30 protein-coding genes and 1 riboswitch are annotated in these 25,650 nt (G+C 67.8%); of the genes, 15 read left to right on the forward strand and 15 right to left on the reverse strand.

Annotated elements, in window-relative coordinates; all coding sequences use genetic code 11:
* Nucleotides 1-32 precede the first annotated feature (32 nt).
* Genes AC2YG9_RS02605 through AC2YG9_RS02615 form a run of 3 tightly spaced genes read left to right on the forward strand, consistent with a single transcriptional unit; the run spans nucleotide 33 to nucleotide 1,515 of the window.
* A complete protein-coding gene (locus tag AC2YG9_RS02605; protein WP_487296357.1) occupies nucleotides 33-407 on the forward strand; it encodes a VOC family protein in 375 nt (124 codons plus the stop codon).
* On the forward strand, nucleotides 407-1,183 hold the full coding sequence (locus AC2YG9_RS02610; RefSeq protein ID WP_487296358.1) for an alpha/beta fold hydrolase: 777 nt from the start codon (nucleotides 407-409) through the stop codon (nucleotides 1,181-1,183). Before AC2YG9_RS02605 ends, AC2YG9_RS02610 begins: the two co-directional genes overlap by 1 nt.
* Nucleotides 1,180-1,515, forward strand: a complete 336-nt coding sequence (locus tag AC2YG9_RS02615; RefSeq protein ID WP_487296359.1) for a hypothetical protein — start codon at nucleotides 1,180-1,182, stop codon at nucleotides 1,513-1,515. Before AC2YG9_RS02610 ends, AC2YG9_RS02615 begins: the two co-directional genes overlap by 4 nt.
* Here AC2YG9_RS02615 and AC2YG9_RS02620 read toward each other — a convergent pair.
* The gene (locus AC2YG9_RS02620) at nucleotides 1,497-2,123 is read right to left on the reverse strand and encodes a glutathione S-transferase family protein (protein ID WP_487296360.1); all 627 of its coding nucleotides are present in this window, start codon (nucleotides 2,121-2,123) and stop codon (nucleotides 1,497-1,499) included. The two genes, AC2YG9_RS02615 and AC2YG9_RS02620, sit on opposite strands and share 19 nt — an antisense overlap.
* 134 nt (nucleotides 2,124-2,257) lie before the next feature.
* On the opposite strand from AC2YG9_RS02620, the gene AC2YG9_RS02625 reads away from it, so the two are divergent.
* The gene (locus tag AC2YG9_RS02625; protein ID WP_487296361.1) at nucleotides 2,258-3,946 is read left to right on the forward strand and encodes an acyl-CoA dehydrogenase family protein; all 1,689 of its coding nucleotides are present in this window, start codon (nucleotides 2,258-2,260) and stop codon (nucleotides 3,944-3,946) included.
* Here the strand turns inward: AC2YG9_RS02625 and AC2YG9_RS02630 are convergent.
* The 3 genes from AC2YG9_RS02630 to AC2YG9_RS02640 form a co-directional block, all read right to left on the reverse strand.
* Nucleotides 3,943-4,566 (reverse strand): TetR/AcrR family transcriptional regulator, encoded by a 624-nt coding sequence (locus tag AC2YG9_RS02630; RefSeq protein WP_487296362.1) that lies wholly within the window; start codon nucleotides 4,564-4,566, stop codon nucleotides 3,943-3,945. The two genes, AC2YG9_RS02625 and AC2YG9_RS02630, sit on opposite strands and share 4 nt — an antisense overlap.
* 72 nt (nucleotides 4,567-4,638) lie before the next feature.
* The gene (locus tag AC2YG9_RS02635) at nucleotides 4,639-5,289 is read right to left on the reverse strand and encodes a TetR/AcrR family transcriptional regulator (RefSeq protein WP_487296363.1); all 651 of its coding nucleotides are present in this window, start codon (nucleotides 5,287-5,289) and stop codon (nucleotides 4,639-4,641) included.
* Nucleotides 5,286-5,510: a hypothetical protein gene (locus tag AC2YG9_RS02640; protein ID WP_487296364.1), complete on the reverse strand. Its 225-nt coding sequence runs from the start codon at nucleotides 5,508-5,510 to the stop codon at nucleotides 5,286-5,288. Before AC2YG9_RS02640 ends, AC2YG9_RS02635 begins: the two co-directional genes overlap by 4 nt.
* A 333-nt stretch (nucleotides 5,511-5,843) precedes the next feature.
* On the opposite strand from AC2YG9_RS02640, the gene AC2YG9_RS02645 reads away from it, so the two are divergent.
* A complete protein-coding gene (locus AC2YG9_RS02645) occupies nucleotides 5,844-6,044 on the forward strand; it encodes a twin transmembrane helix small protein (RefSeq protein ID WP_487296365.1) in 201 nt (66 codons plus the stop codon).
* Nucleotides 6,044-6,622 (forward strand): cob(I)yrinic acid a,c-diamide adenosyltransferase, encoded by a 579-nt coding sequence (locus AC2YG9_RS02650; RefSeq protein ID WP_487296911.1) that lies wholly within the window; start codon nucleotides 6,044-6,046, stop codon nucleotides 6,620-6,622. Before AC2YG9_RS02645 ends, AC2YG9_RS02650 begins: the two co-directional genes overlap by 1 nt.
* Here the strand turns inward: AC2YG9_RS02650 and AC2YG9_RS02655 are convergent, their stop codons facing one another.
* Entirely contained in the window at nucleotides 6,623-6,976 is a 354-nt protein-coding gene (locus tag AC2YG9_RS02655) for a hypothetical protein (RefSeq protein WP_487296366.1), read from the reverse strand.
* 277 nt (nucleotides 6,977-7,253) lie between these two features.
* Here AC2YG9_RS02655 and AC2YG9_RS02660 point away from each other — a divergent pair, with 277 nt between their 5' ends.
* A complete protein-coding gene (locus tag AC2YG9_RS02660) occupies nucleotides 7,254-8,003 on the forward strand; it encodes an electron transfer flavoprotein subunit beta/FixA family protein (protein ID WP_487296367.1) in 750 nt (249 codons plus the stop codon).
* A complete protein-coding gene (locus AC2YG9_RS02665) occupies nucleotides 8,003-8,935 on the forward strand; it encodes an electron transfer flavoprotein subunit alpha/FixB family protein (protein ID WP_487296368.1) in 933 nt (310 codons plus the stop codon). Before AC2YG9_RS02660 ends, AC2YG9_RS02665 begins: the two co-directional genes overlap by 1 nt.
* 69 nt (nucleotides 8,936-9,004) lie before the next feature.
* Here the strand turns inward: AC2YG9_RS02665 and AC2YG9_RS02670 are convergent, their stop codons facing one another.
* The 3 genes from AC2YG9_RS02670 to AC2YG9_RS02680 are packed head-to-tail and all read right to left on the reverse strand — an operon-like array spanning nucleotide 9,005 to nucleotide 11,229.
* Nucleotides 9,005-9,940, reverse strand: a complete 936-nt coding sequence (locus AC2YG9_RS02670) for a bifunctional riboflavin kinase/FAD synthetase (protein ID WP_487296369.1) — start codon at nucleotides 9,938-9,940, stop codon at nucleotides 9,005-9,007.
* The gene (locus AC2YG9_RS02675) at nucleotides 9,937-10,356 is read right to left on the reverse strand and encodes a MaoC family dehydratase (RefSeq protein WP_487296370.1); all 420 of its coding nucleotides are present in this window, start codon (nucleotides 10,354-10,356) and stop codon (nucleotides 9,937-9,939) included. Before AC2YG9_RS02675 ends, AC2YG9_RS02670 begins: the two co-directional genes overlap by 4 nt.
* Nucleotides 10,357-10,368: 12 nt before the next feature.
* A complete protein-coding gene (locus tag AC2YG9_RS02680; protein ID WP_487296371.1) occupies nucleotides 10,369-11,229 on the reverse strand; it encodes a TIGR01459 family HAD-type hydrolase in 861 nt (286 codons plus the stop codon).
* 104 nt (nucleotides 11,230-11,333) lie between these two features.
* On the opposite strand from AC2YG9_RS02680, the gene AC2YG9_RS02685 reads away from it, so the two are divergent.
* Entirely contained in the window at nucleotides 11,334-11,573 is a 240-nt protein-coding gene (locus AC2YG9_RS02685) for a DUF2188 domain-containing protein (RefSeq protein ID WP_487296372.1), read from the forward strand.
* 82 nt (nucleotides 11,574-11,655) lie between these two features.
* On the opposite strand, the gene AC2YG9_RS02690 is transcribed toward AC2YG9_RS02685, so the two are convergent.
* The 4 genes from AC2YG9_RS02690 to AC2YG9_RS02705 all read right to left on the reverse strand — a co-directional run bounded on the left by AC2YG9_RS02690 (nucleotide 11,656) and on the right by AC2YG9_RS02705 (nucleotide 16,945).
* Entirely contained in the window at nucleotides 11,656-12,984 is a 1,329-nt protein-coding gene (locus tag AC2YG9_RS02690; RefSeq protein WP_487296373.1) for a CitMHS family transporter, read from the reverse strand.
* A gap of 12 nt (nucleotides 12,985-12,996) precedes the next feature.
* Nucleotides 12,997-13,302: a DUF4387 domain-containing protein gene (locus tag AC2YG9_RS02695; protein WP_487296374.1), complete on the reverse strand. Its 306-nt coding sequence runs from the start codon at nucleotides 13,300-13,302 to the stop codon at nucleotides 12,997-12,999.
* The gene (locus tag AC2YG9_RS02700) at nucleotides 13,289-14,674 is read right to left on the reverse strand and encodes an acyclic terpene utilization AtuA family protein (protein ID WP_487296375.1); all 1,386 of its coding nucleotides are present in this window, start codon (nucleotides 14,672-14,674) and stop codon (nucleotides 13,289-13,291) included. The genes AC2YG9_RS02695 and AC2YG9_RS02700 overlap by 14 nt, the downstream gene beginning before the upstream one ends.
* A gap of 69 nt (nucleotides 14,675-14,743) precedes the next feature.
* The gene (locus AC2YG9_RS02705) at nucleotides 14,744-16,945 is read right to left on the reverse strand and encodes a TonB-dependent receptor (protein ID WP_487296376.1); all 2,202 of its coding nucleotides are present in this window, start codon (nucleotides 16,943-16,945) and stop codon (nucleotides 14,744-14,746) included.
* Between the two features lie 177 nt (nucleotides 16,946-17,122).
* Between AC2YG9_RS02705 and AC2YG9_RS02710 the strand changes: the two genes are divergently transcribed.
* Entirely contained in the window at nucleotides 17,123-17,797 is a 675-nt protein-coding gene (locus AC2YG9_RS02710) for a Crp/Fnr family transcriptional regulator (protein ID WP_487296377.1), read from the forward strand.
* A 3-nt stretch (nucleotides 17,798-17,800) separates the two neighbouring features.
* Here AC2YG9_RS02710 and AC2YG9_RS02715 read toward each other — a convergent pair whose 3' ends face one another.
* From AC2YG9_RS02715 to AC2YG9_RS02725, 3 genes are all read right to left on the reverse strand, one after another.
* A complete protein-coding gene (locus AC2YG9_RS02715) occupies nucleotides 17,801-18,091 on the reverse strand; it encodes a DUF6958 family protein (protein ID WP_487296378.1) in 291 nt (96 codons plus the stop codon).
* The gene (locus tag AC2YG9_RS02720; RefSeq protein ID WP_487296379.1) at nucleotides 18,091-18,522 is read right to left on the reverse strand and encodes a VOC family protein; all 432 of its coding nucleotides are present in this window, start codon (nucleotides 18,520-18,522) and stop codon (nucleotides 18,091-18,093) included. The genes AC2YG9_RS02715 and AC2YG9_RS02720 overlap by 1 nt, the downstream gene beginning before the upstream one ends.
* Before the next feature lie 76 nt (nucleotides 18,523-18,598).
* Nucleotides 18,599-20,071 carry a M20 family peptidase gene (locus AC2YG9_RS02725; protein WP_487296380.1) on the reverse strand — a complete coding sequence of 491 codons (1,473 nt, stop codon included), beginning with the start codon at nucleotides 20,069-20,071 and terminating at the stop codon, nucleotides 18,599-18,601.
* A gap of 120 nt (nucleotides 20,072-20,191) precedes the next feature.
* Nucleotides 20,192-20,287: riboswitch (glycine riboswitch) on the forward strand.
* A gap of 153 nt (nucleotides 20,288-20,440) precedes the next feature.
* On the opposite strand from AC2YG9_RS02725, the gene gcvT reads away from it, so the two are divergent.
* The 5 genes from gcvT to gcvPB are packed head-to-tail and all read left to right on the forward strand — an operon-like array spanning nucleotide 20,441 to nucleotide 25,420.
* Complete coding sequence (gene gcvT / locus AC2YG9_RS02730) at nucleotides 20,441-21,556, forward strand: glycine cleavage system aminomethyltransferase GcvT (RefSeq protein WP_487296381.1); 1,116 nt, start codon at nucleotides 20,441-20,443, stop codon at nucleotides 21,554-21,556.
* 13 nt (nucleotides 21,557-21,569) lie between these two features.
* Nucleotides 21,570-21,935: a glycine cleavage system protein GcvH gene (gene gcvH / locus AC2YG9_RS02735; RefSeq protein ID WP_487296382.1), complete on the forward strand. Its 366-nt coding sequence runs from the start codon at nucleotides 21,570-21,572 to the stop codon at nucleotides 21,933-21,935.
* A gap of 3 nt (nucleotides 21,936-21,938) precedes the next feature.
* On the forward strand, nucleotides 21,939-22,505 hold the full coding sequence (locus tag AC2YG9_RS02740; protein ID WP_487296383.1) for a hypothetical protein: 567 nt from the start codon (nucleotides 21,939-21,941) through the stop codon (nucleotides 22,503-22,505).
* Nucleotides 22,506-22,508: 3 nt separating this feature from the next.
* On the forward strand, nucleotides 22,509-23,852 hold the full coding sequence (gene gcvPA / locus AC2YG9_RS02745) for an aminomethyl-transferring glycine dehydrogenase subunit GcvPA (protein ID WP_487296384.1): 1,344 nt from the start codon (nucleotides 22,509-22,511) through the stop codon (nucleotides 23,850-23,852).
* A complete protein-coding gene (gene gcvPB / locus AC2YG9_RS02750; RefSeq protein ID WP_487296385.1) occupies nucleotides 23,849-25,420 on the forward strand; it encodes an aminomethyl-transferring glycine dehydrogenase subunit GcvPB in 1,572 nt (523 codons plus the stop codon). The genes gcvPA and gcvPB overlap by 4 nt, the downstream gene beginning before the upstream one ends.
* The last annotated feature ends 230 nt before the right edge of the window (nucleotides 25,421-25,650 follow it).

The following is a 25,650-nucleotide window of genomic DNA, read 5'->3' on the forward strand; positions in this document are numbered from 1 at the left end:
AGTCACTCTACACGCAGGGAGAGAAACGCCGAATGGCGACCGCGCGGTACCTGGTTCACGACGTGGCGGCGGCTGTCGCCTTCTACACCGAGGCCCTCGGCTTCGAGGTGCGCCAGCGGTTTGGCCCGGCCATGGCCATCGTCGTACGCGGCGATCAGGACCTGTGGCTGGCGGGACCGACCTCCTCGGCCGGCAAGACGCTGGAGGGCGGCGCACAACCGGCGCCGGGTGGCTGGAACCGGATCGTGCTGGTCGTCGACGACCTGGCGGGACTGGTGGCGCGCATGACCCAAAGCGGGGTAGCGTTTCGAGGTCCAATTGTCAGCGGTCCGGGGGGATCGCAGGCCCTGTGTGAAGATCCGTCGGGCAATGCCGTCGAACTCTTCGAACCGGGCAAGGGGGGCTGATGGCCGAGTTCACCGCCAGTGATGGCGTTACCATTTCCTATGACGACGCCGGTGTTCCGGACGGCAAGCCGGTGCTGCTGATCCACGGCTTCGCCTCCAACCGCGACGAGGGCTGGAAGCGCACCGGCTGGTACGCCGCCTTCGAGCGGCGCGGCCAGCGGGTCATCGCCCCCGACACGCGCGGCCACGGCCGGAGCGACAAACCGCATGATCCGGCCTCTTACGCGCCGGAGCGGCGGCTGGCCGACCTCACCGAGCTGCTCGATCACCTGGGCGTCGCGCGGGCCGATGTCGTCGGCTATTCGATGGGCGCGCGGCTGGCCCTGTCACTGGCCATGACGGCGCCGGACCGGATCGACCAGCTGGTGGTCGGCGGCATTGGCGAGCGGCTGTTCACCCCCTCACCGCGCGACGACGCCATGGGCAAGGCCATGGAGGCCGACGACCCCGCGACGATTCCCGAACCCATGCTGCAGAGCTTCCGCCAGTTCGCCGACGAACAGGGCGAGGACCGCCTGGCCCTGGCCGCCGCCTCCCGCGCCGAGAGCCTGACGATCACGCCCGACGACCTCTTCGCCATCGGCGTGCCGACCCTGGTCGTGGCCGGGGCCCGCGACGCGCTGGCCGGCGACCCGCAGGGGCTGGCCGACCACATCCGCGGCGCCAAGGCGGTCACCGTCCAGGGTTGCGACCACTTCAACGCCATCCCGCACGCCCTGCTCAAGGCGACGGTGTTCGACTTCCTCGACGGCTATCTGGACGATCCGTTCGGGTGACCCATGCCCTGATGGCCAGGCTGATCCAGGCGATCGACGATCACCTCCCTGGAGACGGGTCGCGGGACTTCCAGCCGACAACCCGCCTGGAGGCGGACATCGGCATCCACCCGACGCTCATTCCCGACCTGCTGGACGATGTCGAGGACGCCTTTGACGTGAAGGTCCCGGATGCGGTCCGGATGTCCCTGCCGTACCGGCTGGCGACGAGGGGCGGCTCTCCGGTCCTGTTCCAGACGGCCGGCCTGACGATCGGCGACCTGCTGGAGGCCGCCGGATCGGGAGTCTGGCCCGCTCGCCTGTACGAGATCGGTCAGGCGCCGAGCGCGTAGGGGCCACCCTTTTCCAGCCCGCGCTTCCAGGCCGGGCGGGCGTGGATGCGTTCGATCCAGGCGGCCATGTTGGGATAGCTGGGCAACTTGCCCATGGCCTTGGCGACCTCGGGGATGAAGCTCATCTGGGCGTCGGCGCCGGTCGGTTCACCGCCGAGCAGGAAGTCGCGGCCGGCCAGGCTCTGTTCGACATAGGACAGATGGTTGGCGATCTCGCTCTCGATGCGGGGGCTGAGCGGCGCGCCGCCTTCGCCGAGGCGGCTGACATACATGTTGAGCATCAGGGGCAGCATGGCGCTGCCTTCGGCGTAGTGCAGCCACTGCTGATAGTGGTCATAGGCCGGGGTCGCGGCGTCGGGCGCCATGCGGCCGTTGGCGTGCCGACGGATGATGTAGTCGATGATGGCGCCGCTCTCGATGACCGTCATGTCGCCGTCGGTGATCACCGGGCTCTTGCCGAGCGGGTGGACGGCTTTCAGCTCCGGCGGGGCCAGGCGGGTGGTGGCGTCGCGGCTGTAGAACTTGATCTCGTAGGGCAGGCCCAGCTCCTCCAGCAGCCAGAGGATGCGCTGCGAGCGGCTTTCGTTGAGGTGGTGGACGGTGAGCATTGGGCCTCCCTGGTGTTTCGGCGAGGTTAGCCGCTCCGGCGACGCCGCGGTAAAATAATGCGCCCATCGGCTGTCTAATGTGCGTTTGCGAGATACATAGAGTGCGCCGCACAAGAATCCCGGGAGATCATTGCATGACCGTCGCCGCGTCCGCTGCCGAAGACAGCCTGATCCTGGATGGTCTGACCGGCCTGCTGCGCGACGCCGCCGCCGAAGCCCAGGCTTTCGTGGCCGAGGCCAAAGGCGCGGTGAAGGCGAAGATAACCGCCGGCGACCGCATCGACCGCAAGCTGGCCGACGCCGAACAGCACGCCGTGCACGGCTTTGGCTGGTATGCCTCCTACGCCGAGCTGATGACCCAGGTGGCCGGCTGGGCCGGCGCCCTGGAAGCCGCCGGCAAGTTCAGCGAGACCGACGCCCTCCTGGCCCAGCTGCTGTTCGCGGAATACAGCGCCCAGCTGGTCGGCGGCATTCCGATGAACCAGGGCGAGATCGTCCGCCCGGCCGACCTGACCGACAGCCGCGAGACCATGAACCGGCTGTTCGCCCCGGCCCTGGTCCGCTTCCTCACCGCCGGCGGCGGCCAGGCGGTGAAGAGCCGGGTGGCCCGGCTGGTCGCAGACGCACGCGGCAAGGCGACGGTGGAGGACACGGGCCTCGACGAAACCTTCGAGATGATCCGCGACCAGTTCCACAGCTTCGCGGAGGAGAAGGTCATCCCCTTCGCCCACCAGTGGCACCTGAGCGACGAACTGATCCCGCTGGAGCTGGTCAAGGAACTGGGTGACCTGGGCGTCTTCGGCCTGACCATTCCGGAGGAATACGGCGGCGCCGGCATGGGCAAGACCGCCATGTGCGTCGTCTCGGAGGAACTGAGCCGCGCCTGGATCGGCGTCGGCTCGCTGGCCACCCGCTCGGAGATCGCCGCCGAATTGATCCTGACCGGCGGCACAGAGGCGCAGAAGGACGAGTGGCTGCCGAAGATCGCCAGCGCCGAAATTCTGCCGACCGCGGTCTTCACCGAACCCAACACGGGATCGGACCTGGGCTCGCTGCGCACCCGCGCCGTGCTCGAAGGCGATCAGTACGTCGTCACCGGCGCCAAGACCTGGATCACCCATGCGGCCCGGGCCGACGTCATGACCCTGCTGGTCCGCACCGAGCCGGACACCACTGACTATCGCGGCCTCTCCATGCTGCTGGCCCCCAAGCTGCGCGGCGACGAGAGCGGACCGTTCCCGACGCCCGGCATGAGCGGCGGCGAGATCGGGGTGATCGGCTATCGCGGCATGAAGGAATACGAGATCGGCTTCGACGGCTTCACCGTGCCGGCCGCCAACCTTCTGGGCGGCACGCCGGGCCAGGGCTTCAAGCAGCTGATGGCCACCTTCGAGAGCGCCCGCATCCAGACCGCGGCCCGCGCCGTCGGCGTGGCCCAGCGCGGGCTCGAACTGGGGCTGAACTACGCCCTCGACCGCAAGCAGTTCGGCGGGCCGATCTTCGGCTTTCCGCGCGTGGCTAACAAGCTGGCGATGATGGCGGCCGAGCTGATGGGGGTGCGCCAACTGACCTACTACGCCGCGCGCCAGAAGGACGAGGGCAAGCGCTGTGACCTGGAAGCCGGCATGGCCAAGCTGATCGCCGCCCGCGTCGCCTGGGCCGCCGCCGACAACGCCCTGCAGATCCACGGCGGCAACGGCTTTGCCATGGAATACGAGGTCAGCCGCGTGCTGGCCGACGCGCGAATCTTGAACATCTTCGAAGGGGCCGGGGAAATTCAGGCCCAGGTGATCGCGCGGCGCCTGTTGGAAGACGGGAACTAGACCGCGCCGAGGGCCCCCACCTGCGGCCGGGCGCCGTTCATGATCAGCTCGATCTGCCTGTCCATCCGCGCGGTCAAGGCCACGGCGTCGGCGCCCAGCTGGGCGGCCAGGCTGTAGTTCCAGGCGTAGGCGGCGATCAGCAGCTGCAGGATCACGTCGAGGTCGGCGTCGGGACTGACGTCGCCCCGGGTGATGCCCTCGGTCAGGGTCTCGCGCAGCATGGCCTGAAAGCCGGCGTTGCGGCCGAACGGCGTCGTCGTCTCTTCCAGCGAGGGATTATAGCTGGCCGCGATGTGGGCCAGGAACAGCTTCACCCGCCGGCATTCGAAGTCGTAGTGGATCGCGAAGATCGAGCACAGCCGGTCACAGGTCGAGCCGCGCAGATAGGGCAGAACCCGGGTGAGCTCCTCCTGCAGGGGTTCGACGCGGTCGGCCATCACCTGGCTGAGCACGTCGGCCTTGGAGCTGAAGGTCGTGAACACACTGCCCACGGACACGCCGGCGCGGTCCGCGATGGCGCGGATCGTCGTCTCGTCGTAGCCGATCTCGTGGAAGAGATCGCGGGCCGCCGACAGCACCTTCTCGCGCGTCGCGGCCTTCTGTGTGTCCCTTACCCCCAAACCAGCTCCCCCGGGGTTAGTCCGATAGAAAAGACGCCCCGAGTCCCGTCGGGGCGTCTTGTCCGTTCTGCCTTACGTACGCGCGCCGGCCAGGATCAGATTGATCTGGTCCGACAGACGCGAGGTCAGGTCGTCCGCCGTCCAGCCGTCGAAGACAGCGCGACGGTAGCCGGCAAGGTAAACGTCCCACAGAACGCCCGCGATCAAGCGCAGGTCGGCGCGCTGCGACAGTTCGCCGCGCTCGACGCCACGGCGCAGCGTGTCGCTGACCATGGTCATCACCGGCTTCAGGGCTTCACGGTTGCGCTTTTCGCCGGCTTCGGTGCGGGTCCAGCTGGCGGAGATGCCGGCCTGGAGCAGCGGCAGCTGGCTCATGTGGAAGCGGTAGGCGACGCTGAACAGGTCGGTCAGGGCCTTGTCGACGGTTTCGCCATTGTTGGCGGCGTCCTGCATGGCTTCGCCAAGCAGGGCGTAGTCCTGGGCCAGGATCTCGTCGAACAGTTCGCTCTTGTCGGCGAAGCTGGCGAACACGGCGCCGGTCGACATGCCGGCGGCCTTGGCGATGTCACGGATCGTGGCGCCTTCGTAGCCACGCTCGGTGAACAGTTGACGGGCGGCGGCCAGAACCTTCTCACGGGTGCGCTGCTTGGCGAGCGCCCGGCGGGTCGGCTTGGCGGGACGCACGGCCGGGGAGGCGATCACGCGCATCGGGATGTGGTTCATCGAATGGACTCCAGACGGGTCAGGGCGCTCTCGGCGCGCTGCTCAAACTCAACGCAGTACTCATCGACTACGTTCTGCAAAATCTCGGAATAACGGCGGGCCAGTTCACGGCCGTCCTGCGCGGCGTCGCGCAGGTCGACGATCAGCTGACGGACTTCCGCCAACGCGTCACTCATTTCATCGGCCGGCGATTGCTCCGCCGGCGCAGGCATGGCTGCCATAGTGCGCCTCTCATGCCTTCCCGCTGTTTCGTGCGTCGAACCGATCCGCGGTAAGGGGTCGATCATGTTCAACGAACCGGCTTCAACGACCGGGGGCGGGCGTGTAGCGGCTGATTACGACGAGATCAAGACAAATTGTCACGCAAGGGAAACTTAACAAAAACGCCGATGTCACCGCTATCACGACCCATTCTGGGGTGGAATGTGACAATTGAACTCACCGAACACGGTCACTGAACATATGGCGCCGAACGAGGGTTCCACAACTGCGGTTTTAGTTTTGCCCATCGATTCTGATTCCGGCGTTAAGCGGAACCCGCTAAGAGCGTTTCCGTGCGCGACATATTCGACATCCTGATCCCGGCCGCCCTCATCGCGGTGCTCGTCACCCTGTGTTTCGGGCTCTATGCCCTTTTCAAGGGCGGGGACTACGGTCGGTCGCGGTCGAACAAGCTGATGCGGCTTCGGGTGCTGATGCAGTTCATCGCCGTCATCGTGCTGATCGGCGCCTACTGGTGGCGGACGACCCACTGATGGTGACGCTCAACAGGATCTACACCCGCACGGGCGACGGCGGCACGACCCGGCTGGCCAGCGGCGAGCCGGTCAGCAAGACCCACCCGCGCGTGGGCGCCTATGGCGCGGTGGACGAGACCAACGCCTGCCTGGGCCTGGTCCGCCTGCACACCGCCGGCGATCCTGTGCTCGACGGAATTCTGATGCGGGCCCAGAACGACCTCTTCGATCTCGGCGCCGATCTGGCCACGCCTGATCGCGGCCAGAAGCTGGCGTGGGAGCCGCTGCGCATCCTTGCCAGCCAGGTCGAGCGGCTGGAGCGGGAGATCGACCTCCTCAACAGCGAGCTGTCGGACCTGACCAGCTTCGTCCTGCCGGGCGGCACGCCGGCGGCGGCGGCCCTGCACCTGGCCCGCACTGTCTGCCGCCGGGCCGAGCGCGATGCGGTCGCCCTGGCCGCCCTCGAGGACGAGGTCGTCAGCCCCGAGGCGGTGAAGTTCCTCAACCGCCTGTCGGACCTGCTGTTCGTGGCCAGCCGCTGGGCCAACGGCAAGGGCGCCGGCGACGTCCTGTGGACGCCGGGGGCCAATCGCTAGCTACTTCTTGGCCGGCGCTTCGGCCGGTTTCGCCACCGGCTTTTCAGCCGGCTGGGCAGTCGCGGGATCAGGCTGTCCGGCCACGGCCCGCTCGCCCAGCCGCTCACGCTGCAGCTTCCTGGCGGCCTGCTGCTTGGACCAGTCCTCGCGGCTGACGCCGGCCGGCCGGCCAGTGATGTCGGGAAGGTAGACCGGCGTCACGCAGGTCAGCGTCTTCCCTTCCCACCAGCGGCCCTCGCCCTCGCACTTCTTGGCCGGCCAGGCCCAGATGATGTGATAGGCCCAGACGGCGACGACCCCGATGGCGAAGACGCCGAGGAAGATCCACTTGAGACGGGTAATGGCGTTGTTCATGGCCCAGCGCTCTAGCGGAATTACAAAGCGCTCGCCAGCGGCGGCTTCGCGGCGATTTTTCGCCGTATCCTGACCGCTGAGCCTGTCCCAACCCGATCTTGGGATCGGGTTGGGATAAACAGGCTCAACACTTTTTAGTCGCGGGCGCAATTTGCCGCCGAACCGGTATCCACTTCGGCGATTGCGCCCGTGGGGAAACTTGCAATGCGCCGGGAAGGTGGTATCCGCCTGTCCGCGCAAGATTTTTCGCAACGCAACAAACGGGCGGACAATACCCATGAAGGTGCTGGTCCCGGTCAAACGGGTTATCGATTATAACGTCAAGGCGCGGGTCAAGGCCGATCAGAGCGGCGTCGACCTGGCCAACGTCAAGATGAGCATGAACCCCTTCTGCGAGATCGCGGTCGAGGAAGCCGTGCGTCTCAAGGAAAAAGGCGTCGCCACCGAGGTGGTCATCGTCTCCATCGGTCCGGCTCAGGCCCAGGAAACCATCCGCACGGCCCTGGCCATGGGCGGTGACCGCGGCGTGCTGATCCAGTCGGATGGCGACCTTGAGCCCCTGGCCGTCGCCAAGCTGCTCAAGGCCGTTGCGCAGGAAGAAGCCGCCGACCTGGTCCTGATGGGCAAGCAGGCCATCGACGGCGACAACAACGCCGTCGGCCAGATGCTCTCGGCCCTGCTCGGCTGGCCCCAGGCCACCTTCGCCGCCAAGCTCGAAGTCGCCGGCGGCAAGGCCACAGTGACCCGCGAAGTCGACGGCGGCGTGCAGACGGTCGAGGTCGCCATTCCGGCGGTCATCACCGCCGACCTGCGTCTCAACGAGCCGCGCTACGCTTCGCTGCCGAACATCATGAAGGCGAAGAAGAAAGAGATCGCCCTGAAGACCACCGGCGACTACGCGGTCGATATCGCGCCGCGCCTGAAAGTCCTCAAGGTCACCGAGCCGGCCAAGCGCTCGGCCGGTATCAAGGTCGAGAACGCCGCCGAACTCGTCGCCAAACTCAAGACTGAAGCGGGGGTGCTCTAATGGCCGTCCTGGTCGTCGCCGATAACGACAACGCGCACCTGCGCGACACCACCAACAAGACCGTCACCGCCGCCCTCGCGCTTTCGGGCGATGTGGATGTGCTGGTCATGGGTCAGGGCGCCAAGGCCGTCGCCGACGCCGCCGCCAAGATCGCCGGCGTGCGCAAGGTGCTGCTGGCCGAGAGCGCCGATCTGGGCCACGGCGTCGCCGAGGTCCAGGCCGCCACGGTCGAGGGCCTGATGGGCGGCTATGACGCCGTCCTGATCCCGGCCACCTCGGGCGGCAAGAACTTCGCCCCCCGGATCGCCGCCCACCTGGACGTCGCCCCGATCAGCGAGATCGTCGAAGTGGTCGATGCGAACACCTTCGTTCGTCCGATCTACGCCGGCAACGCGCTGGAGACCGTGCAGTCCTCGGACGCCAAGAAGGTCATCACCGTCCGCCCCACCGCCTTCAAGGCGGCCGCTGACGGCGGCTCGGCCAGCGTTGAGTCGGCCACGGCCGGCGGCAATGACAACGGCGCCAAGTTCGTCAGCGAAGAGATGGTCAAGTCCGACCGTCCCGAACTGACGGCGGCCAAGATCATCGTCTCGGGCGGTCGCGCCATGGGCTCGGCTGAAGAGTTCCAGGGCGTCATCGAGCCCCTGGCCGACAAGCTGGGCGCCGCCGTCGGCGCCTCGCGCGCGGCGGTCGACGCGGGCTACGCCCCCAACGACTACCAGGTCGGCCAGACCGGCAAGGTCGTCGCGCCGGCGCTGTACATCGCCATCGGCATCTCGGGCGCTATCCAGCACCTGGCCGGGATGAAGGACAGCAAGGTCATCGTGGCCATCAACAAGGACGCCGACGCGCCGATCTTCCAGGTCGCCGACTACGGCATCGTGGGCGACTACAAGACGGTCGTTCCCGAACTGATGGCGGCGCTGGGCTAGTCAGCCCGTCATCGTTGAAGATTGAGGGCCCGGCGGCGACGCCGGGCCCTTTTTCATCGCTCCCCCGCCCTACGGACGGAGGAGGATTTGGCGGGCGGCGGCTTCGTCCCGGTGGATCTGTTCGACCATGAGTTCGATCGACCCGAACCTCTCTTCCGGCCGTAGAAACGCGTGCAGCTCCGTCTCGATGACCTGGCCATACAGGTCCTCGTCGAAGTCAAAGATCCAGACCTCCAGCCGCGTCTCGACCTCGCCTGTCGTCGGGTTGTTGCCGATGTTGGCCACGCCCGGCAGCAGCCGCCCGTCCGGCAACCTCGTCCGCGTCGCGTACACGCCCAGACGCGGCGTCACATAGTCGGCCATGAACACATTGGCCGTCGGAAAGCCCAGCTGGCGGCCCAGCTGCTGGCCCCGGCGCACCACGCCCTCGATGGCGAAGGGCCGCCCCAGGATGGCGGCCGCCGCCTCCGGATGGCCATCACGCAAGGCATCGCGCACGCCGGTCGAGCTGAACTTGCCCTCGCCCTCGCCCACAGCGTCCGCCACCGAGACGCCGAAGCCGAAGGCCTCCCCATAGGCCTTCATCAATGCCGGGCTGCCGGTGCGGCCTTTTCCGAAGCTGATGTCGAAACCGACGGCGACGTGGCGAACGCCCAGCCCCTCGTGCAGCACGAACTGGGCGAACTCGCGGTCCGAAAAGCTGGCCATCTCGAAGTCGAAGTTCAGCACATAAAGCCGGCTAACCCCCTGCGCCTCCAGCGCCCGGGCCTGCTGGTCCAGGGTCATCAGGCGGAAGCTGGGCTCGTCCGGATGGAACAGCCGGCGCGGGTGCGGATCAAACGTGATCACCCCCAGCGGACAGCCCTTATCGCGGGCCGCATCGGCGGCCATGCCGATCACCGCCTGGTGGCCCAGATGCACCCCGTCGAAGTTGCCGAGCGCCACCGAGGCCCCGCGATCGGCGGGGTCGAGGTGCTTCCAGCCATGGACGATCTTCAGGCTCATCCGCGCTTGGGCGCCAGGATCAGGGCCTCGCCGGTCAGCACCGCCTTGCCGTTCACCGAGCAGACGGTGTCGAGGGTCACACGGCCCTTGTCGGCGTCGATCTCCCTGATCGTCACGAGCGTGCGCACCTCGTCGCCGATCCGCACCGGCCGGCGGAAGCTGAGGCTCTGGCCCATGTAGACCGCGCCCGGCCCCGGCAGCTGGGTGCCGATCACCGCCGAGATATAGGCGGCCGACAACATGCCGTGGGCGATACGGCCCTTGAACTGTGTGGTCTCGGCATAGGCCTCGTCGAGGTGCAGCGGATTGTTGTCGCCGCTGACCTCGGCGAACAGCTGGACCGTGCGCTCGTCGGCGGTGCGTGTCATCTCGGCCGACTGGCCGACGGTGAGGTCTTCGAGAAACAGGCCTTGCATCGTTGATCTCCCCTACCAGACCAGATCGGCCATGGCGTAGGCCGCGGTCTGGCCCTCTTCTTCAAGCAGTCCGGCGACCTTTTCCGGGTCCAGTTTTCCGTCGGCGCCGAGCGCCTTCACCCCGTGGATGCCCTGGGCGATGAACAGGCAGTCCAGGCCATGGTCGGCCGCGCCCTTCACATCGGTGATGACGCCGTCGCCGATGCAGAGCACCCGCTTGCGGTCCAGGGTCTTGCCGAGCAGGGCCTCGCCCTCGGCAAGCGCCAGCTCATAGATCGGTGTGAACGGCTTGCCGGCCATCAGCACCTCACCGCCCAGCTTGGCGTAGAGGTCGGCGAGGGCCCCGCCGCAGTAGATCAGCTTGTCGCCCTTCTGGACCAGCAGGTCAGGGTTGGCGCAGATCAGGGGCAGATTGCGGGCGGCGGCGGCCGTCAGCCGTTCGCGGTAGTCCTCAGGCGTCTCGACATCGTCATTGTCGGGGCCGGTGACCGAGACGAAGGCGGCCCGGTCGGCCTCTGCCAGATCGAGACCCAGTCCCTCGTAGAGCACGAGGTCCTTGGCCGGGCCGATCTTCCACATCGGCCCCGGCGCCCGCTCGGCCAGCAGCACGCGGGTGGCGTCGCCACTGGTGACGAAGGCGCTCCAGGCCTCGCGCGGAACGTTCAGGCCATCCAGCTGGGCGATGACATCGCTGGCCGGGCGCGGCGAGTTGGAGATCAGCACCACTGGCCCGACCTCGGCCCGCCAGCGGGCCAGGGCGACACAGGCGTCCGGGAAGTTCTCGCGGCCATTGTGGATGACGCCCCAGACGTCGCAGAGCAGGACATCGTAGCGGTCGGCGAGGGCGGAAAGGCCGGCGGGCAGGTCGGTCATGGGGCTGGGCTAACGACTGGGGCGAAGGGCGTCAATCACCGAGGCCGTTGCAACCAGCCCTGCTCTGGGCGCTTACTGAATTGGCAGCCAGCAGGAGACAGCCGATGACCACGGTGACCTATGAGATCGTCGAACATGACGGAGGCTGGGCCTACCGGGCGGACGGCACCTACTCGGAGACCTTCCACAGCCGCGACCAGGCCGTGGCCGCCGCCAAGCGGGCGGCCGGCGAACAGCGGCTGGGCGGCGAGACGACCGGCATCCTCTACGAGGACGAGCGTGGCCAATGGCACAAGGAGATCGCCGAAGGCGGCGACCGGCCGGACACCCAGGTCGAGGACTAGCCGCCGGCCTTGACGGCGACGCCGAAAGCCGCGGCGGCGGCGGGGTGCGCTGTGTTGCCGGGGCTGGCCGCCTGGCGGTTGATCAGCCCGCGACCAGCGGAATGACACCGAACAGAAGTCCCGCCGCGATCAGCACGAAGCAGAGCCCCAGAGCGTACTTCCACGCGTAGCGCTGCAGGTCGGCCAGCTCGATGTTGAGCAGGGCGCATTTGAGATAGACGGCGGCGACCAGGGGGCTGAGCGAATGCACCGGTCCGCCCATCAGCGAGGCGCGGCCGATCTGTTCGGGGGTGACGCCGTAGGGGGCGGCGGTCTCGGCGATCACGGGCAGGATGCCGAAGTACCAGGCGTCGGCCGAGAGCAGGAAATTGGCCGGGATGCTGATCAGGGCCGTGATCGGCGCCAGGAACGGCCCGACCTCCGGCGGCAGGACGGTGAGGATGGAATCGGCCATGGCCTTGATCATCCCGGTCTCGCTCAACACCCCGGTGAAGGCGCCGGCGGCCAGTACCATCACCCCGACGCTGAGGACGTTGCCGGCGTGGGAAACCAGCCGGTCGCGCTGGTCGGCGAGGCGCGGATAGTTGATGGCAAGGGCCAGGGCGACGCCGGCCATGAACAGGGCCGGCAGCGGCGCGAGGCGCAGGACGACGGCGACCATCAGCACGGCGGTGAGGGCGAAGTTCACCCAGATCAGGCGCGGACGCAGGGCAGCGGGGTCCGACTGGAAGGCGCCGGCCAGGGCGGTATCGGAAACGTCGGGAACTGCGTCCAGCGTGGCGACCGCCGGCTGCGCGGCCAGGCGCGTCCGCTCCTGGCAGCCGAACCACCAGGCCAGGGCGAAGACCGACAGCAAGCCGACGCCGACCACCGGCAGCATGGGGACGAACAGCTCGGACGGATCGATCTTCAGCGAGGCGGCGACCCGGGCGGCGGGTCCGCCCCAAGGGCTCATGTTCATCAGGATGAAGGTCATCGAGCCGAGCACGGCGAACTTCAGAATGTCGATGCCGAGCCTGCGATAGACCGGAAGCAGGGCCGAGACGGCGACCAGCACCGTGGTCGTGCCGTCGCCGTCGAGGCCGACGATGGCCACCAGGGCGACATGGCCGAGCATCAGCTTGACCGGGTTGTCGCCGGCCCAGGCGACGATGCTCCGGACCAGGGGCTGGAACAGTCCGGCGTCGATCATCACCCCGAAATAGAGGATTGCGAACATCAGCATGATCGCCGTCGGCGCCGTCTGGGTCAGGCCCTTGAGCATCATCGCCCCGGCCCCCGCCCCGGCTCCGGCGATCAAGGCGAAGACGATGGGGACGATGATCAGCGCGACGACGGCGCTCATCCGCCGGGTCATGACCAGGGCCATGAACACCGCGATCATCGCAAAACCGAGCAGGGCGAGAGTCATTGCTGCCCGACCTTAGACCGCGACCGACAGCAAAGGCACGAACTGCTGCCCCGCGTGAGAATCGACATCCAGGGTCGAGCCCTGGGCGATCGGCCGGGGGAAGGAGATCTTGATGACCTTCAGGTTGTCGTCGTGGAAGATCCGCACGTGGTTGGAGCCGACGCCGTAGAGCTCGGCGATGGCCACGGCCCCGAGGGCCGGGGCGGCGCAAAGGGTCTCGTAGGATCCCTGGTCGCCGCAGAAGACATCGACGGTGATCCAGAAGGGGCCGGCGTTCTTGGAGCGGACGTAGCGGGCGACGTCCTTAAGCTGCCGCATGGAACTCTCCCCGGCCGGCGATGAAGGTGCGGGTGACAGCGAGCTCGCAGGGGTCGTTCAGATGGACGACATGGTTCAGCTTGAACTCGTATTGCGCCCCGAGCGCCACCTCGGCCGGCGAGAAGGGGAAGGCGAAGCTGGGCAGCGGATCGTCCAGGTTCAGCGGGAAATGCAGCAGGTAGGGGTTGCAGAACTTGGCGATCTCGGTGGCGCGTCCTTGAGTGGCGGCGGTGGCCAGGACCATCAGCCCAACCTCCAGCGGCGGCCGCTCTGTGGCCGCCCGGCGGGGGTCAAGCGCATTCCAGCCATAGGGACGCAGGTCGAGCTGGTACTCGGCGGCGTCGATTTTCAGCACCTTGCCTATGCCCTCGCGCAGGAAGGCTTCCAGCCGACCCAGCCAGTCGCCGATGCGGTCCATGATCTTGGGGTCGGAGACGGCGGTGAAGACCATGGTTCGGAAGCCCGCCGCGCCGCTGCCCTCCAGCTTCATGGTGTAAGGCTTGATCTCGGCCCGGGAGCCGGTGACCCGGACGGTGCGGTCGTCGACGGCGGCGTAGGTCGCGCCCTTGGCGTCGAGCACGACGCCGGGCTCGGTCAGACGGTAGGGGTCGGCGTTCTCGTAGAGCAGATGGCTGCTGATCGTGAACGGCGTGCAGGCGTTGTCTGCGGCCAGCGGTTCGACATCGAACCCTGCGTCATCGATGGTCATGATCACCCCGCCCCGGCGCGTCTGGACGGTGCAGAGGCCGCCGCATTCGGCGGTCTTGGCGGCATGCCAGCTGGCCCCGGCCGGCAGGCCGCGCATCAGGGGCACGGCGGCGATGACGGCGGTGTCTGTGGTGCGGCCAGCCAGGACGATGTCGGCGCCGGCCTCGATGGCGGCAGCCAGGGGTTCGTAGCCGAGCAGGCCGACGATGTGGTCGCACTCCTCCAGCCGGTCCTGGGTCAGCTCGCCCATCGGCGGCAGCGGGGTAACGGCGCCGCGCGCCAGATAGGGGGCAAGGCCGGCGGCGGTCTGCTCGGAATATACGAGGGCGACGGTGGCGGTCAGGCCCTCCTCGACGGCGATCTCCTCGCAGAGGCGGGCCATCCAGTCGACGCCGGCGTTGGTGCCGCTGGTGCCGCAGGAGCCGACGATTAGGGGGACGCCGAGTTTGTCGCGGGCCAGCATCAGCTGGCGCAGATCGTTCCTGGTGGCCGCGTCGGTCATCTTCGAGACGGCGGCGCCCAGATAGTAGGGACCGGAATCGGTCGAGCCGGCGTCGACGGCCAGGACGTCCGGCCGGAGCGACACCCCGCGCTGGAAGGCGTCCTCCGGACAGCCGGCGCCGAGCGCGCCGGTCGGGACGAGGACTTTGACGGGCTTGGCCATCGATGGACTCCGGAGGGGGCGGAAAAGCCGCCATCCCGGCCCGGGCCGGGATGGCGCAAGGAGGGATCTCTAGAACTCGGCGGTCAGGGTGACGCCGACTTGGCGCGGCGGGCCGTACTGGACAAAGAAGCCGCCGCCGGTTTCGACCTGGTGGGTGCGGTACTCGACATCGCCAAGGTTCCGGCCCCAGACCTGCAGGCTGTACTTGTCGTTGAAGTGCCAGGTGGCGCTGGCGTCCCACAGGGTGCGGGCCTTGCGGTATTCGACGAAGTCGTTGGCGTTGTCGTCGAACACCTCGCTCTCGTAGTTGGCCGAGGTCCCAACCTTTACCCAGCCCCAAGCGAACTTAGCTGTCGTGTAGCTCACGTCGAGGCTGACGGCATGTTCGGGCGTGCGGCTGAGGCGGTTGCCCGACAGGTCGTTCCGCACCGCCGTGCCGTCGGCGAGGATGGCCGAGGTCTGGGTCAGGCGGTCGAAGGTGGCGTCGAGGTAGGTGTAGCTGAGGCCCGCCTCCCAGTGGTCGTCGGGGACCAGGCGGAACTCGGCTTCCAGGCCGGCGATGGTGGCGTCGCCGGTGTCGACGACGATGGAGGCGCCGCCCGGACCGGCGCTGGCGTCGGGCACAGACTGGATGGTCTGCAGGTTGCTGTACTCGGCGTAGAAGATGGAGGCGTTGGCGCGGACCCGGCGGTTCCACCAGTCGGTCTTCAGCCCGCCCTCGTAGTTGATCACCTCTTCCGGATCGGTCGGGATCCGGGCGGTGGCGACGTTGGGCTGTTCCTGGAAGGCGCCAGACTTGAAGCCAGTGGCGACGCTGGCGAAGGCGAAGACGTTGTCATTGAAGCGCCAGTCGCCGCCGACCCGCCAGGTAAAGATCTGCTCGCTGCTGATCCCCGGGTTGCCCCTGGTGGTGAAGTTGGCCACCGGCGCGGCCTGAGGTCCGGTCAGGCGGGTAACCTCGTATTCCTTTTCCTCGTCGGTGTAGCGCAGGCCGGCGAAGAGATTCAGGCCGAAGTCGAAGCCGTATTCCAGCTCGCCGAATGCGGCGAAGCTCTTGGTGACGTTCTCGCCGATGAAGCGGTTTTCGGACAGGTCGACGGCGGCCGTCTCGGTCTCGCGTTCACGCCGCACCTCGTCCTTCAGGTAGAAGAGGCCGGCGGTCCAGCTGACCGGACCGTCGCCCTTCGAGGCCAGCCGCCATTCGGTCGAGTAGCTGTCGGCCTCCTCCTTGGCGAGGACTTGCAGGCCGGTGACCGCGCCCATGCCGGCGGCGGCGTTGCCGGCGACGTTTGTGCCGTCGAGGTCTTCGGAGCTGTCGTATTCCAGCGTCCGCCAGCTGGCGATGCCGGTCAGGCTGGCCCAGCCGAGCGCGTCGGTGTTGTACTCGACCTTCAGGCCCCCGGTGTCGCGGGTGATGAAGCCGGGGCGGTCAGGGTTGGCGCTGCGCGGCTTGTCGATGTCGCGGTCGCCGAACGGACGCAGGTTGTAGCGGGCGCCGCCGGCCAGGTCGTCGCTGACGGCGTCGGCGGTGAACAGCAGGCTGGAGTCTTCGCCGAGCTCGACCAGCAGATGGGCGCGACCGCTCCAGCGGTTGTCGTCATCCAGGCCCTTGCCGGTGTTGCTGTTCTTGCGGAAGCCCTCGTTGTACTGGCGCCCGATCGAGCCCCGGAAGGCGACGGTGTCGCCGAGCGGAATGTTGAGCATCAGGTTGGCGTTAAACTGGTCGAACTCGGCGACCGTGACCGCGCCGCGCCCGAAGAACTCATGCTTTGGCCGGGCGGTGACGAAGTTGACGGCGCCGCCGACGACGTTCTTGCCCCACAGGGTGCCTTGCGGGCCCTTGAGCACCTCGACCCGCTCAAGGTCGAAGGTGTCGACAGCCAGCATGGCCCCGCGGCCGAGATAGACGCCGTCGAGGAAGGCCACCGAGCTGGGGTCGCCGCCGGCGCTCTGGTTGGAACTGCCGATGCCCCGGAAGAAGGGACGCGGCGCTGCGCGCGGGAAGGCGTCGATGGTCACGCCGGGGGTGGCGTCGGCCAGTTTCTGGAAGTCGGTGATGCCCTCTTCCTGCAGCTTCTCGCCGGAGAAGACGGTGACGGTCACCGGGGTGTCCTGCAGCGACTCGGCCTTCTTGCGGGCCGTGATGATCACCTCCTCGACGGCGCTCTCTTCAGGCGAGGCGTCCTGGGCAAAGCTCGGCAGCGCCATGGTGAGACCGGTCAGGGCGGTGGCGGCGCACAGCAGGGCGCGCAGGTGGGTCCGTTGGGTCATGTCTATCCTCCTCCCGATGCCGCGGCGCTGGTCGCCGTCTGGTCTCGTTGGCGGGAGGTGTGATGCGGTCGCCGGTGAAATCGGTGACACCTTTTTTACATTCTGCGAAATTTTCGCCCCGAGGGGGCCGCGGTATGCTCAAACCCTATCCTGAGGGAGTGCGCCCGGAACACCGCCATGCACGGAATCACCAGCAACGAGAACTGGATCGCGGAACTTCCGCCCGCCGTGGCGGCGGCGATCCACGCCCGCATGACGACCATCGACGTGGCCGCCGGCGCGCCGCTGAAGCAGGCCGGCGAGCAGCCCAGCCGTATGCATCAGATGGATAGCGGCTATGTGAAGCTGGTCGGCCTGCTCGAGGACGGGCGCCAGTCGATCATCACCATCTATTCGCCGGGCAACTGCTTTTCCGAGACGGCGGTGATCGCGAAAAGGCCCTATCATCATACCACCCTGGCGCTGACCGATTGCCGGGTGCGAGTGCTGGCCGCCGACGACTTCTGGGACCTCTACCGGGCCCATCCGGAGATTCCCGAGACCCTGTGCCGCAAGTTCGCCAACTCGATCTCGCGCCAGATGGCCAACCGCGACATGCGGGCCAACCACCGCCTGGGCAAGCGTATCGCCCTGCTGTTCGAAAGTCTGGCGGAGCGGTGCGGGGAGGAGCGGGTGGGTCAGAGCTGCGTCATCAGCCTGCCAATCACCCAGAGCGACATCGGCGACCATTTCGACGTCACCCGCCAGAGCGTCCAGCGCGAGGTCACCGCCCTGAAGACCGCCGGCATCCTCGACAAGCACATGGGAAAGTGGATCATCCGCGACCTTGGCAAGCTGGCGCGGGTCACCTGAGCTTCAGGCCGCCCTCCGGAACCGCAGCGGTTTGCCCTCCCGGACCACCAGGCCCTTGGCCTCGAGGTCCAGCTGCACGCACTTGATCCACCAGCCGGCGGTGTCGCCGCCGGGGAACAGGTCGTCCGGCAGCAACGGAAGGATGGCCGCCTTCAGCGCCTTGGCGTCGAGGCCGGGCGCGCTGGTGGGCAGGGCGGCCTCCATGGCCGCCCGCAGGGCCTGGTACTTGGCCGCATCGACGCGATAGGTCTTGCCCGGCTGGAGGACGTTCTCGACCTCGATCTTCTCGGCCATCAGCCGGCCGTCTCGATCTCGAGGTGCTCGCCACGGGCGGCGGCTTCCATGTCCATCCAGTTGAACTCCCAGACGTGGCCATCGAGGTCGCAGAAGCTGTCGCCGTACATGAAGCCGTAGTCCTGGGCCGGCATCCATTCGGTCGCACCGGCTGCCATCGCCTTCGTCTTCATCTCCTCGACCGCGGCCCGGCTCTCGCAGGACAGACAGGTCAGGACTTCCTTGTTCTTCGAGTTGTCGGCGATGTCGCCCTTGATGAAGTCCTTGAAGCGCTTGTGCTCCAGCAGCATGGCGAAGATGTTGTCGGCGAAGACGACACAGGCGGTGTCCTCGCTGCAGAACTGCTCGTTGATCGTAAAGCCGAGGGCCTCGAAGAAGGCGCGGCTCGCCTTCACGTCCTTCACCGGCAGGTTCACGAAGATCATACGCATCGGGTCGGTTCCTCTCTGATGTGACCCTAGGACGGGGCACATCTTTGAGTCCCGACAAACCGGATGAACTTTTTCGTCAGCCCGCCGCCGAAGCCACCAGCCGGGCGTAGAAGGTCGTCATCCGGGCCAGGTTCTCCAGCGTCATATGCTCGTTGGTGCCGTGGATCATGCCGAAGGTGTTCAGGTCGGCGAGGATCGGCTGATAGCGGTAGATGTCGCTGGCGATGGGGGTCATGTAGCGGCTGTCCGTGCCGGCGCCGACCAGGCCCGGCGCAACCGGCAGCTTGCCGCCGTCCGAGGCCAGGGCGGCGATCATCTTCCAGCCCTCCGACGAGGTCGAGCTGACCGGCGAGGGGTTGATCACGGCGCCGGCCCACTTCAGCTGCACGTCGAGCCCCTTGGTCGCCCGCTTGGCGGCGTTCATGACGTCGTCCGTCGTGCTGCCGGGAGCGATGCGGTAGTTGATCCAGGCGGCGGCGTCCTGCGGCAGGACGTTCTCCTTGGGGCTGCCCTTGAGCATGGTCGGGGCGATGGTGGTGTGCAGCAGGGCCGCCCCGGCCGGGGTTTCGGCCACCGTCTTCTTCAGCATCGGGCCGAACAGCCACTGGTTGGCGATGGCCATGCGGGTGACGAAGGAGCCCTCCGCCGACAGGGTCGAGATCATCTGGGCGCCGGGGCCATCGAGGCGCATCGGGAACTGCTTGTCGGTAATGGCCGTGATCGCCCGGGCCAGGGTGCCGACGCCAGTCTCCGCTGGGGGCGCCGAGCTGTGGCCGCCCTTGGCCGGAGCGGTGACGACCAGGGTCGCATAGCCCTTCTCGGCGATGCCGATGACGGCGGCGGGCTTGCCCGTGATCGGATGGTCATTGATCGCCGCCGAACCCTCGTCGAGCACCCATTCAGCCTGGACGCCCCGGCTCTTGAGCAAAGCGGCGGCGGCCTGGGCGCCGGTGCCGCCGGCTTCCTCGTCCTGGCCGCTGACGACGATGACGGTGCGTTTGGGCTTGAAGCCCGACCTGGCCAGGGCCTCGAGGCCCTCGAACAAGGCCACCAGGCTGCCCTTGTCGTCGATGGAGCCGCGACCCCAGACCGCGCCCTCGGCGATCTCGCCGCCGAACGGCTGGTGCTTCCAGTCCTTCTCGGTGCCGGGCGTGATCGGCACCACGTCCTGGTGGGCCATCAGGACGATGGGCTTGAGCGACGCATCGCTGCCGGTCCAGGTGTAGACCAGCGCCTTGTTGGGCAGGATTTCGCGGGTCATGGCCGCGTGGGCCGCCGGATAGGTGAGGCTGAGCCAGGCGTGGAGTTTGTCCCACTCGGCCCAGTCGTTTTCGGCCTTGTTCTGGTTGGAGATCGTCTTGATCTGGACCGCCTGCGACAGGTGCTGGGCGGCGGCGGCCTGGTCGATGGCCGGGGCGGGGGCGAGCTTGACGCTGGTGACGTCGACCGAAGCCGGCGGCTTGAAGGTCAGGGTCCGGAAGACCACGACGGCGACCAGCACGGCGAAGATGGCGACCGCCCCAAGGACGATCTTCCCGATAAGCTTCATGACGCCCTCCCCGGCGCTTTCTTGCGTCCAGACTAGGCAACCAGGGCGACCGAGTCACGCCGGCCCCGCGCTTGTGATGGCGCCCGCCTTGACTCGCCCTCACCGGTCGATCAGGAACGTCCCTGTCTCGCGGGAGACATCGGGATTCTCATTCGTCCCGAGGCCGAAGGCGCAACCGCCCCGGAAACGCTCAGGCAAACGGACCGCGCGACACGAGAAACGCTGGAAAGAACCGCCGCAAGCGGTTCGCCGAAGGAGCAAGGCGGGACTGTTGGTCCGCTGAAATCTCTCAGGCGCAAGGGACAGCGGGGGCGACCATCCGACCGGTGATGAGCCGGGCGTGGACGCATCGACCCTGAAGAGCCCGCCATGACCGACACCGCCGACCTCAAGAAAACCCCGCTCTACGACGCCCATGTCGCCGCTGGCGCCCGCATGGTCCCGTTCGCCGGCTACCTGATGCCGGTGCAGTACGCCGACGGCGTGCTGAAGGAGCATCTGTGGACGCGCGAGCACGCCGGCCTGTTCGACGTCAGCCACATGGGCCAGGCGCGGCTGCGCGGGGTCTCGCCGCTGTCGGCGTTCGAGGAGATCACGCCGTCGGACTTCATCGGCCTGGCCCTGGGCAAGCAGCGCTATTCGCTGCTGCTCAACAAGAAGGGCGGAATCATCGACGACCTGATGGCCTCGCGGCCCGACGACGACGGCCTGTTCGTCATCGTCAACGGGGCCTGCAAGGAAAACGACTTCAAGGTCATCGACAACGAGCTGGCGCCCCAGGTGAAGATCGAGCGGCTGGAAGATCGCGCCCTGCTGGCCCTTCAGGGCCCCGAGGCCGCCGCCGTCATGGCGCAGCATGCGCCGGACGCCCTGACCCTGGTCTTCTCCGAGGCCCGGGCGATGACCGCCTTCGGTCTGCCGGCCTTCGTCTCGCGCTCGGGCTATACCGGCGAGGACGGCTACGAAATCTCCATCCCCGGCGACAGCGCCCATGCGGTCTGGGACACCCTGCTGGCCGACCCGCGGGTCAAGCCGATTGGCCTGGGCGCCCGGGACTCGCTTCGACTGGAAGCCGGCCTGCCGCTCTACGGCCACGACATCGACGAGACCACCAGCCCCATCGAGGCGGACCTGGCTTTCGCCGTCAGCAAGAAACGCCGTGACGCCCAGGACTTCCCGGGCGCCTCGCGGATCGCGAAGGAACTGGCGGAGGGGCCAAGCCGCGTGCGCGTCGGCCTGAAAGTCCTCGAAGGCGCCCCGGCCCGCGAAGGCGCCGAGATCGCCGACGGCGCCGGAGCCGTCATCGGCAAAGTGACCAGCGGCGGATTCGCCCCCAGCCTCGGCCACCCCATCGCCATGGGCTTCGTGCCGCCGGCCCATGCGGCGGTCGGGACCAAGCTCAATGTCATTGTCCGGGGACGGGCGGGCGCGGCCGAGGTCGTGGCCATGCCGTTCGTGCCCAAACGCTACGTTCGCAAGCTCTAGGAGGAGAGACCCGATGCGCTTCACCAAGGATCACGAGTGGGTCGTCGTCGAGGATGGCGTCGCCACCGTCGGCATCACCGCCTATGCCGCCGAACAGCTGGGCGATGTGGTGTTCGTCGAGACCCCGGAAGTCGGCAAGACCGTCAGCCAGGGCGACAGCTTCGCCGTCGTCGAGAGCGTCAAGGCCGCCTCCGATGTCTACGCCCCGGTGTCGGGCGAGGTGGTCGAGTCCAACGCCAGCCTCGGTGACGCGCCGGAGACCGTCAACGCCGTGCCGGAACAGGGCGGCTGGTTCGCCAAGGTCAAGCTCAGCAACCCGGCCGAAGTCGAAGCCCTGATGGATCGCGGCGCCTACGAAGACTACCTGGGGACGCTGTAAGCCATGGCCTTCGAGATCTTCCTGCATCCGACCACGGCGACGGGAGGTCCGAAGGCTTTCAACGCAGGCGTCTCCCGCGCCCTGGCCGCTATCGATGCACAGCATTCGGCGGCGGCCGAAACGGTCCGTCTCAGCGACCGCACCCAGGTCCACCTGTTCCTCGACGGCAATGACGACATCGCCATGCTGACCACCGAGACCATGACCCCCGCCGTCGCCGCCGCCCTGTGGCGGATGGCCGGGGAGACCGCCTCGATGGTCAAGGCCGGCGGCCGCTACTTCGCCCTGCCGGCCGGCGGCCAGGTCGCCAGCAGCCTGGCGCTGGGCTTTCCCGGCGCCCAGGCGGTGCAGCATCCGCAGGATTTCGAAGCGCTGCTGGCCCACCTCTTCGAGGACTGGCAGGCCGGCGAAGCCACCGAGGTGCTGCGCAAGGAGGCTGTCGCCAGGGCCGTCAACGACCGCCGCTCCGTCGCCCTCAAGGCCCGCAAGCCGCTGCCCGACCTGGTTAGCGCTCCCTCCCACTCCCTTCTGCGGCGTCTGTCGGACGCCCTTTTCGGCAAGGCTCTCTGATCGATGCGCTATCTTCCCCTGACCCCTGACGACCGGCGTCAGATGCTTGGCGCCATCGGCGCCGGCAGCGTCGACGACCTGTTCGTCGATGTGCCCAAATCGGCCGTGCTCGACGGTCCGGTCGACCTGCCCGGCTTCGCCGGCGAGCTGGAGGTCGAGCGTGAGCTCGGCGCTCTGGCGGCCCTGAACGTGGCGGCGGGCAGCGTGCCCTTCTTCTGCGGCGCGGGGGCCTATCGCCACCATGTGCCGGCCTCGGTCGATCACATCATCCAGCGGTCGGAGTTCCTGACCAGCTACACGCCCTATCAGCCGGAAATCGCCCAGGGCACCCTGCAGGTGCTGTTCGAGTTCCAGACCCAGGTCGCGGCCCTGACCGGCATGGATGTCGCCAACGCCAGCCTCTACGACGGCTCTACCGCCGCCGGCGAGGCGGTGATGATGGCCAGCCGCGTCACCCGGCGCAGCAAGGCCATCCTGTCGGGCGGCCTGCATCCCCACTACGTCCAGACGGTCGAGACCCTGGCCCACGCGGCCGGCGTCGCCACCGAGCGCCTGAAGGCGGCCATCGACGCCGAGGATGCGGTCATCGCCGCCATCGACGCCGACACCGCCTGCGTGGTCGTCCAGACGCCCAACGTCTTCGGCACAGCCACCGACGTGACGAAGATCGCCGCGGCGGCCCAAGCTGCCGGCGCCCTGATGATCGTGGTCACCACCGAGGCCGTCTCCTTCGGCCTGCTGAAATCGCCCGGCGAGATGGGCGCCGACATCGCGGTCGCCGAGGGCCAGTCGATCGGCAACGCCCTGAACTTCGGCGGCCCCTACGTCGGCCTCTTCGCCTGCAAGGAAAAGCTGGTCCGCCAGGCCCCTGGCCGCCTCTGCGGCGAGACGGTGGACGCTGACGGGCGGCGCGGCTTCGTGCTGACCCTGTCGACGCGCGAGCAGCATATCCGCCGCGACAAGGCGACCAGCAACATCTGCACCAACAGCGGCCTCTGCGCCCTGGCCTTCACCATCCATATGTCGCTGCTGGGCGAGGTTGGCTTAAGGAAACTGGCCCTGCTCAATCACCAGCAGGCGCTGAAGACGAAGATCGCGCTGAGTGGCGTCAAAGGCGTCGAGGTGCTCACCCCGCGGTTCTTCAACGAGTTCGCGGTGAAGCTCAGCAAGCCGGCCGCGGAGGTCGTCGAAGCCCTCGCCAAACGCGGCGTGCTGGCCGGCGTGCCCTACAGCCGTCTCGACCCCCACGCGGGCCTCGACGACGTGCTGCTGGTCTGCGCAACCGAGACCGTCACCGACGGCGACATCGAAACCTTCAAGACCGAACTGGCCGAGGTGCTGGCATGAGCATGAACAGCGTTGGACGGCCCACGACGCCGCAAGCCGATACCGCCACCGGCGGCTTCGCCTCCCTGACCGGCGGGCGCGGCCTGCTGCAGGATGAGGCCCTGATCTTCGAGATGGACGGCTGGTCGAAGACTGGCGTGGATATCCCGGAAGCCTCGATTTCCGCCGATGAGCTCGGCGACCTGGTGCGCGTTGAGCCGATCGGTCTGCCCGGCCTGTCGGAGCCGGAAACGATGCGCCACTACGTGCGCCTGTCCCAGAAGAACCACGCCATCGACCTGGCCCTCTATCCGCTGGGCAGCTGCACGATGAAGCACAACCCGCGCCTCAACGAGAAGATGGCGCGGCTGGCGGGCTTCGCCGATATCCACCCGCTGCAGCCGCAGTCGACGGTCCCCGGGGCCCTGGAGCTGATGGACCGCCTGGCCCACTGGCTGAAGACCCTGACCGGCATGCCCGCTGTCGCCCTGACCCCCAAGGCGGGCGCCAATGGCGAGCTGTGCGGCATCCTCGCCATCCAGGCGGCTCACAAGGCGCGTGGCGACGACGCCCGCAAGGTGGTGCTGGTCCCGACCAGCGCCCACGGCACCAACCCCGCCACCGCCGCCTTCGTCGGTTACAGCGTCCGCGAGATCGCCCAGACCGACGATGGCCGGGTGGATCTGGCCGACCTCGAGGCCAAGCTCGGCCCCGACGTGGCGGCCATCATGGTCACCAACCCCAACACCTGCGGCCTGTTCGAGCGCGACATCGTCGAGATCGCCCGGCTGACCCATGCGGCGGGGGCCTATTTCTACTGCGACGGGGCCAACTTCAACGCCATCGTCGGCCGGGTACGCCCGGGCGACCTCGGCGTCGACGCCATGCACATCAACCTGCACAAGACCTTCTCCACCCCGCACGGCGGCGGTGGTCCGGGCGCCGGTCCCGTGGTCCTCAGCGAGGCCCTGGCCCCCTACGCCCCCACCCCCTGGCTGGTCCACGGGCCGGACGGTCTCAGCCTGCAGGAGGAAGCCATCGGCGAGGCGGCCGGCGCCTTTGGCCGGATGAGCGCCTTCCACGGCCAGATGGGCATGTACGTCCGCGCCTACGCCTACATGCGCAGCCACGGCTCCGATGGCCTCAAGCAGGTGGCCGAGGACGCCGTCCTCAACGCCAACTACATCAAGGCCACCTTAAGCGACCTGATGACCCCTGCCTTCCCGGACGGCCCCTGCATGCACGAGGCGCTGTTCGATGACGCATGGCTGGAGGGGACCGGCGTCACCACCCTCGACTTCGCCAAGGCGATGATCGACGAGGGCTTCCACCCGATGACCATGTACTTCCCGCTGGTCGTCCACGGGGCCATGCTGATCGAGCCGACCGAAACGGAATCCAAGCAGGAACTCGACCGGTTCGTCACCGCGCTGCGGGCGCTGGCCGGGGCTGCCAAGGCTGGCGACGCCGACCGCTTCAAAGGCGCCCCGCACCTGGCCCCCCTGCGCCGGCTGGACGAGACCTTGGCGGCACGGAAGCCGAAGCTGCGCTGGCGGCCGGAAGCGCCGGCGGCCTTGGCGGCGGAGTAGGCAGAGCGCCGGGACGCGGGCTGACCCGGCCCGCGTCCATCACTTCCCACGCAACAATCAGTAACAACGAATTCTGTCTTCGAATTCACATTATCCATACCCGCGCGGCCGCGACAGGCGGATTCCTTGTCCTGTATAGCTTTTGGCGGCGCCTGCACGGTCCGTGCACAGAAAATCGAAGTAACCTTGTAGATTAAACCTTCGTCAGAACGCCGGGCGCCATCTTTCCA

The organism is Caulobacter sp. SRI_014 (assembly GCF_057586315.1).

Coding starts and splice junctions, on each gene's coding strand:
- AC2YG9_RS02655 (WP_487296366.1), bottom strand. CDS start 6,976: ATGAACAACGCCATTACCCGTCTCAAGTGGATCTTCCTCGGCGTCTTC.
- gcvPA (WP_487296384.1), top strand. CDS start 22,509: ATGCGCTATCTTCCCCTGACCCCTGACGACCGGCGTCAGATGCTTGGC.
- AC2YG9_RS02635 (WP_487296363.1), bottom strand. CDS start 5,289: ATGAACCACATCCCGATGCGCGTGATCGCCTCCCCGGCCGTGCGTCCC.
- AC2YG9_RS02610 (WP_487296358.1), top strand. CDS start 407: ATGGCCGAGTTCACCGCCAGTGATGGCGTTACCATTTCCTATGACGAC.
- AC2YG9_RS02620 (WP_487296360.1), bottom strand. CDS start 2,123: ATGCTCACCGTCCACCACCTCAACGAAAGCCGCTCGCAGCGCATCCTC.
- gcvT (WP_487296381.1), top strand. CDS start 20,441: ATGACCGACACCGCCGACCTCAAGAAAACCCCGCTCTACGACGCCCAT.
- AC2YG9_RS02680 (WP_487296371.1), bottom strand. CDS start 11,229: ATGACCGACCTGCCCGCCGGCCTTTCCGCCCTCGCCGACCGCTACGAT.
- AC2YG9_RS02670 (WP_487296369.1), bottom strand. CDS start 9,940: ATGAGCCTGAAGATCGTCCATGGCTGGAAGCACCTCGACCCCGCCGAT.
- AC2YG9_RS02685 (WP_487296372.1), top strand. CDS start 11,334: ATGACCACGGTGACCTATGAGATCGTCGAACATGACGGAGGCTGGGCC.
- AC2YG9_RS02740 (WP_487296383.1), top strand. CDS start 21,939: ATGGCCTTCGAGATCTTCCTGCATCCGACCACGGCGACGGGAGGTCCG.
- AC2YG9_RS02650 (WP_487296911.1), top strand. CDS start 6,044: ATGGTGACGCTCAACAGGATCTACACCCGCACGGGCGACGGCGGCACG.
- AC2YG9_RS02660 (WP_487296367.1), top strand. CDS start 7,254: ATGAAGGTGCTGGTCCCGGTCAAACGGGTTATCGATTATAACGTCAAG.
- AC2YG9_RS02625 (WP_487296361.1), top strand. CDS start 2,258: ATGACCGTCGCCGCGTCCGCTGCCGAAGACAGCCTGATCCTGGATGGT.
- AC2YG9_RS02710 (WP_487296377.1), top strand. CDS start 17,123: ATGCACGGAATCACCAGCAACGAGAACTGGATCGCGGAACTTCCGCCC.
- AC2YG9_RS02725 (WP_487296380.1), bottom strand. CDS start 20,071: ATGAAGCTTATCGGGAAGATCGTCCTTGGGGCGGTCGCCATCTTCGCC.
- AC2YG9_RS02605 (WP_487296357.1), top strand. CDS start 33: ATGGCGACCGCGCGGTACCTGGTTCACGACGTGGCGGCGGCTGTCGCC.
- gcvH (WP_487296382.1), top strand. CDS start 21,570: ATGCGCTTCACCAAGGATCACGAGTGGGTCGTCGTCGAGGATGGCGTC.
- AC2YG9_RS02675 (WP_487296370.1), bottom strand. CDS start 10,356: ATGCAAGGCCTGTTTCTCGAAGACCTCACCGTCGGCCAGTCGGCCGAG.
- AC2YG9_RS02695 (WP_487296374.1), bottom strand. CDS start 13,302: ATGCGGCAGCTTAAGGACGTCGCCCGCTACGTCCGCTCCAAGAACGCC.
- gcvPB (WP_487296385.1), top strand. CDS start 23,849: ATGAGCATGAACAGCGTTGGACGGCCCACGACGCCGCAAGCCGATACC.
- AC2YG9_RS02720 (WP_487296379.1), bottom strand. CDS start 18,522: ATGCGTATGATCTTCGTGAACCTGCCGGTGAAGGACGTGAAGGCGAGC.
- AC2YG9_RS02690 (WP_487296373.1), bottom strand. CDS start 12,984: ATGACTCTCGCCCTGCTCGGTTTTGCGATGATCGCGGTGTTCATGGCC.
- AC2YG9_RS02715 (WP_487296378.1), bottom strand. CDS start 18,091: ATGGCCGAGAAGATCGAGGTCGAGAACGTCCTCCAGCCGGGCAAGACC.
- AC2YG9_RS02705 (WP_487296376.1), bottom strand. CDS start 16,945: ATGACCCAACGGACCCACCTGCGCGCCCTGCTGTGCGCCGCCACCGCC.
- AC2YG9_RS02665 (WP_487296368.1), top strand. CDS start 8,003: ATGGCCGTCCTGGTCGTCGCCGATAACGACAACGCGCACCTGCGCGAC.
- AC2YG9_RS02700 (WP_487296375.1), bottom strand. CDS start 14,674: ATGGCCAAGCCCGTCAAAGTCCTCGTCCCGACCGGCGCGCTCGGCGCC.
- AC2YG9_RS02640 (WP_487296364.1), bottom strand. CDS start 5,510: ATGGCAGCCATGCCTGCGCCGGCGGAGCAATCGCCGGCCGATGAAATG.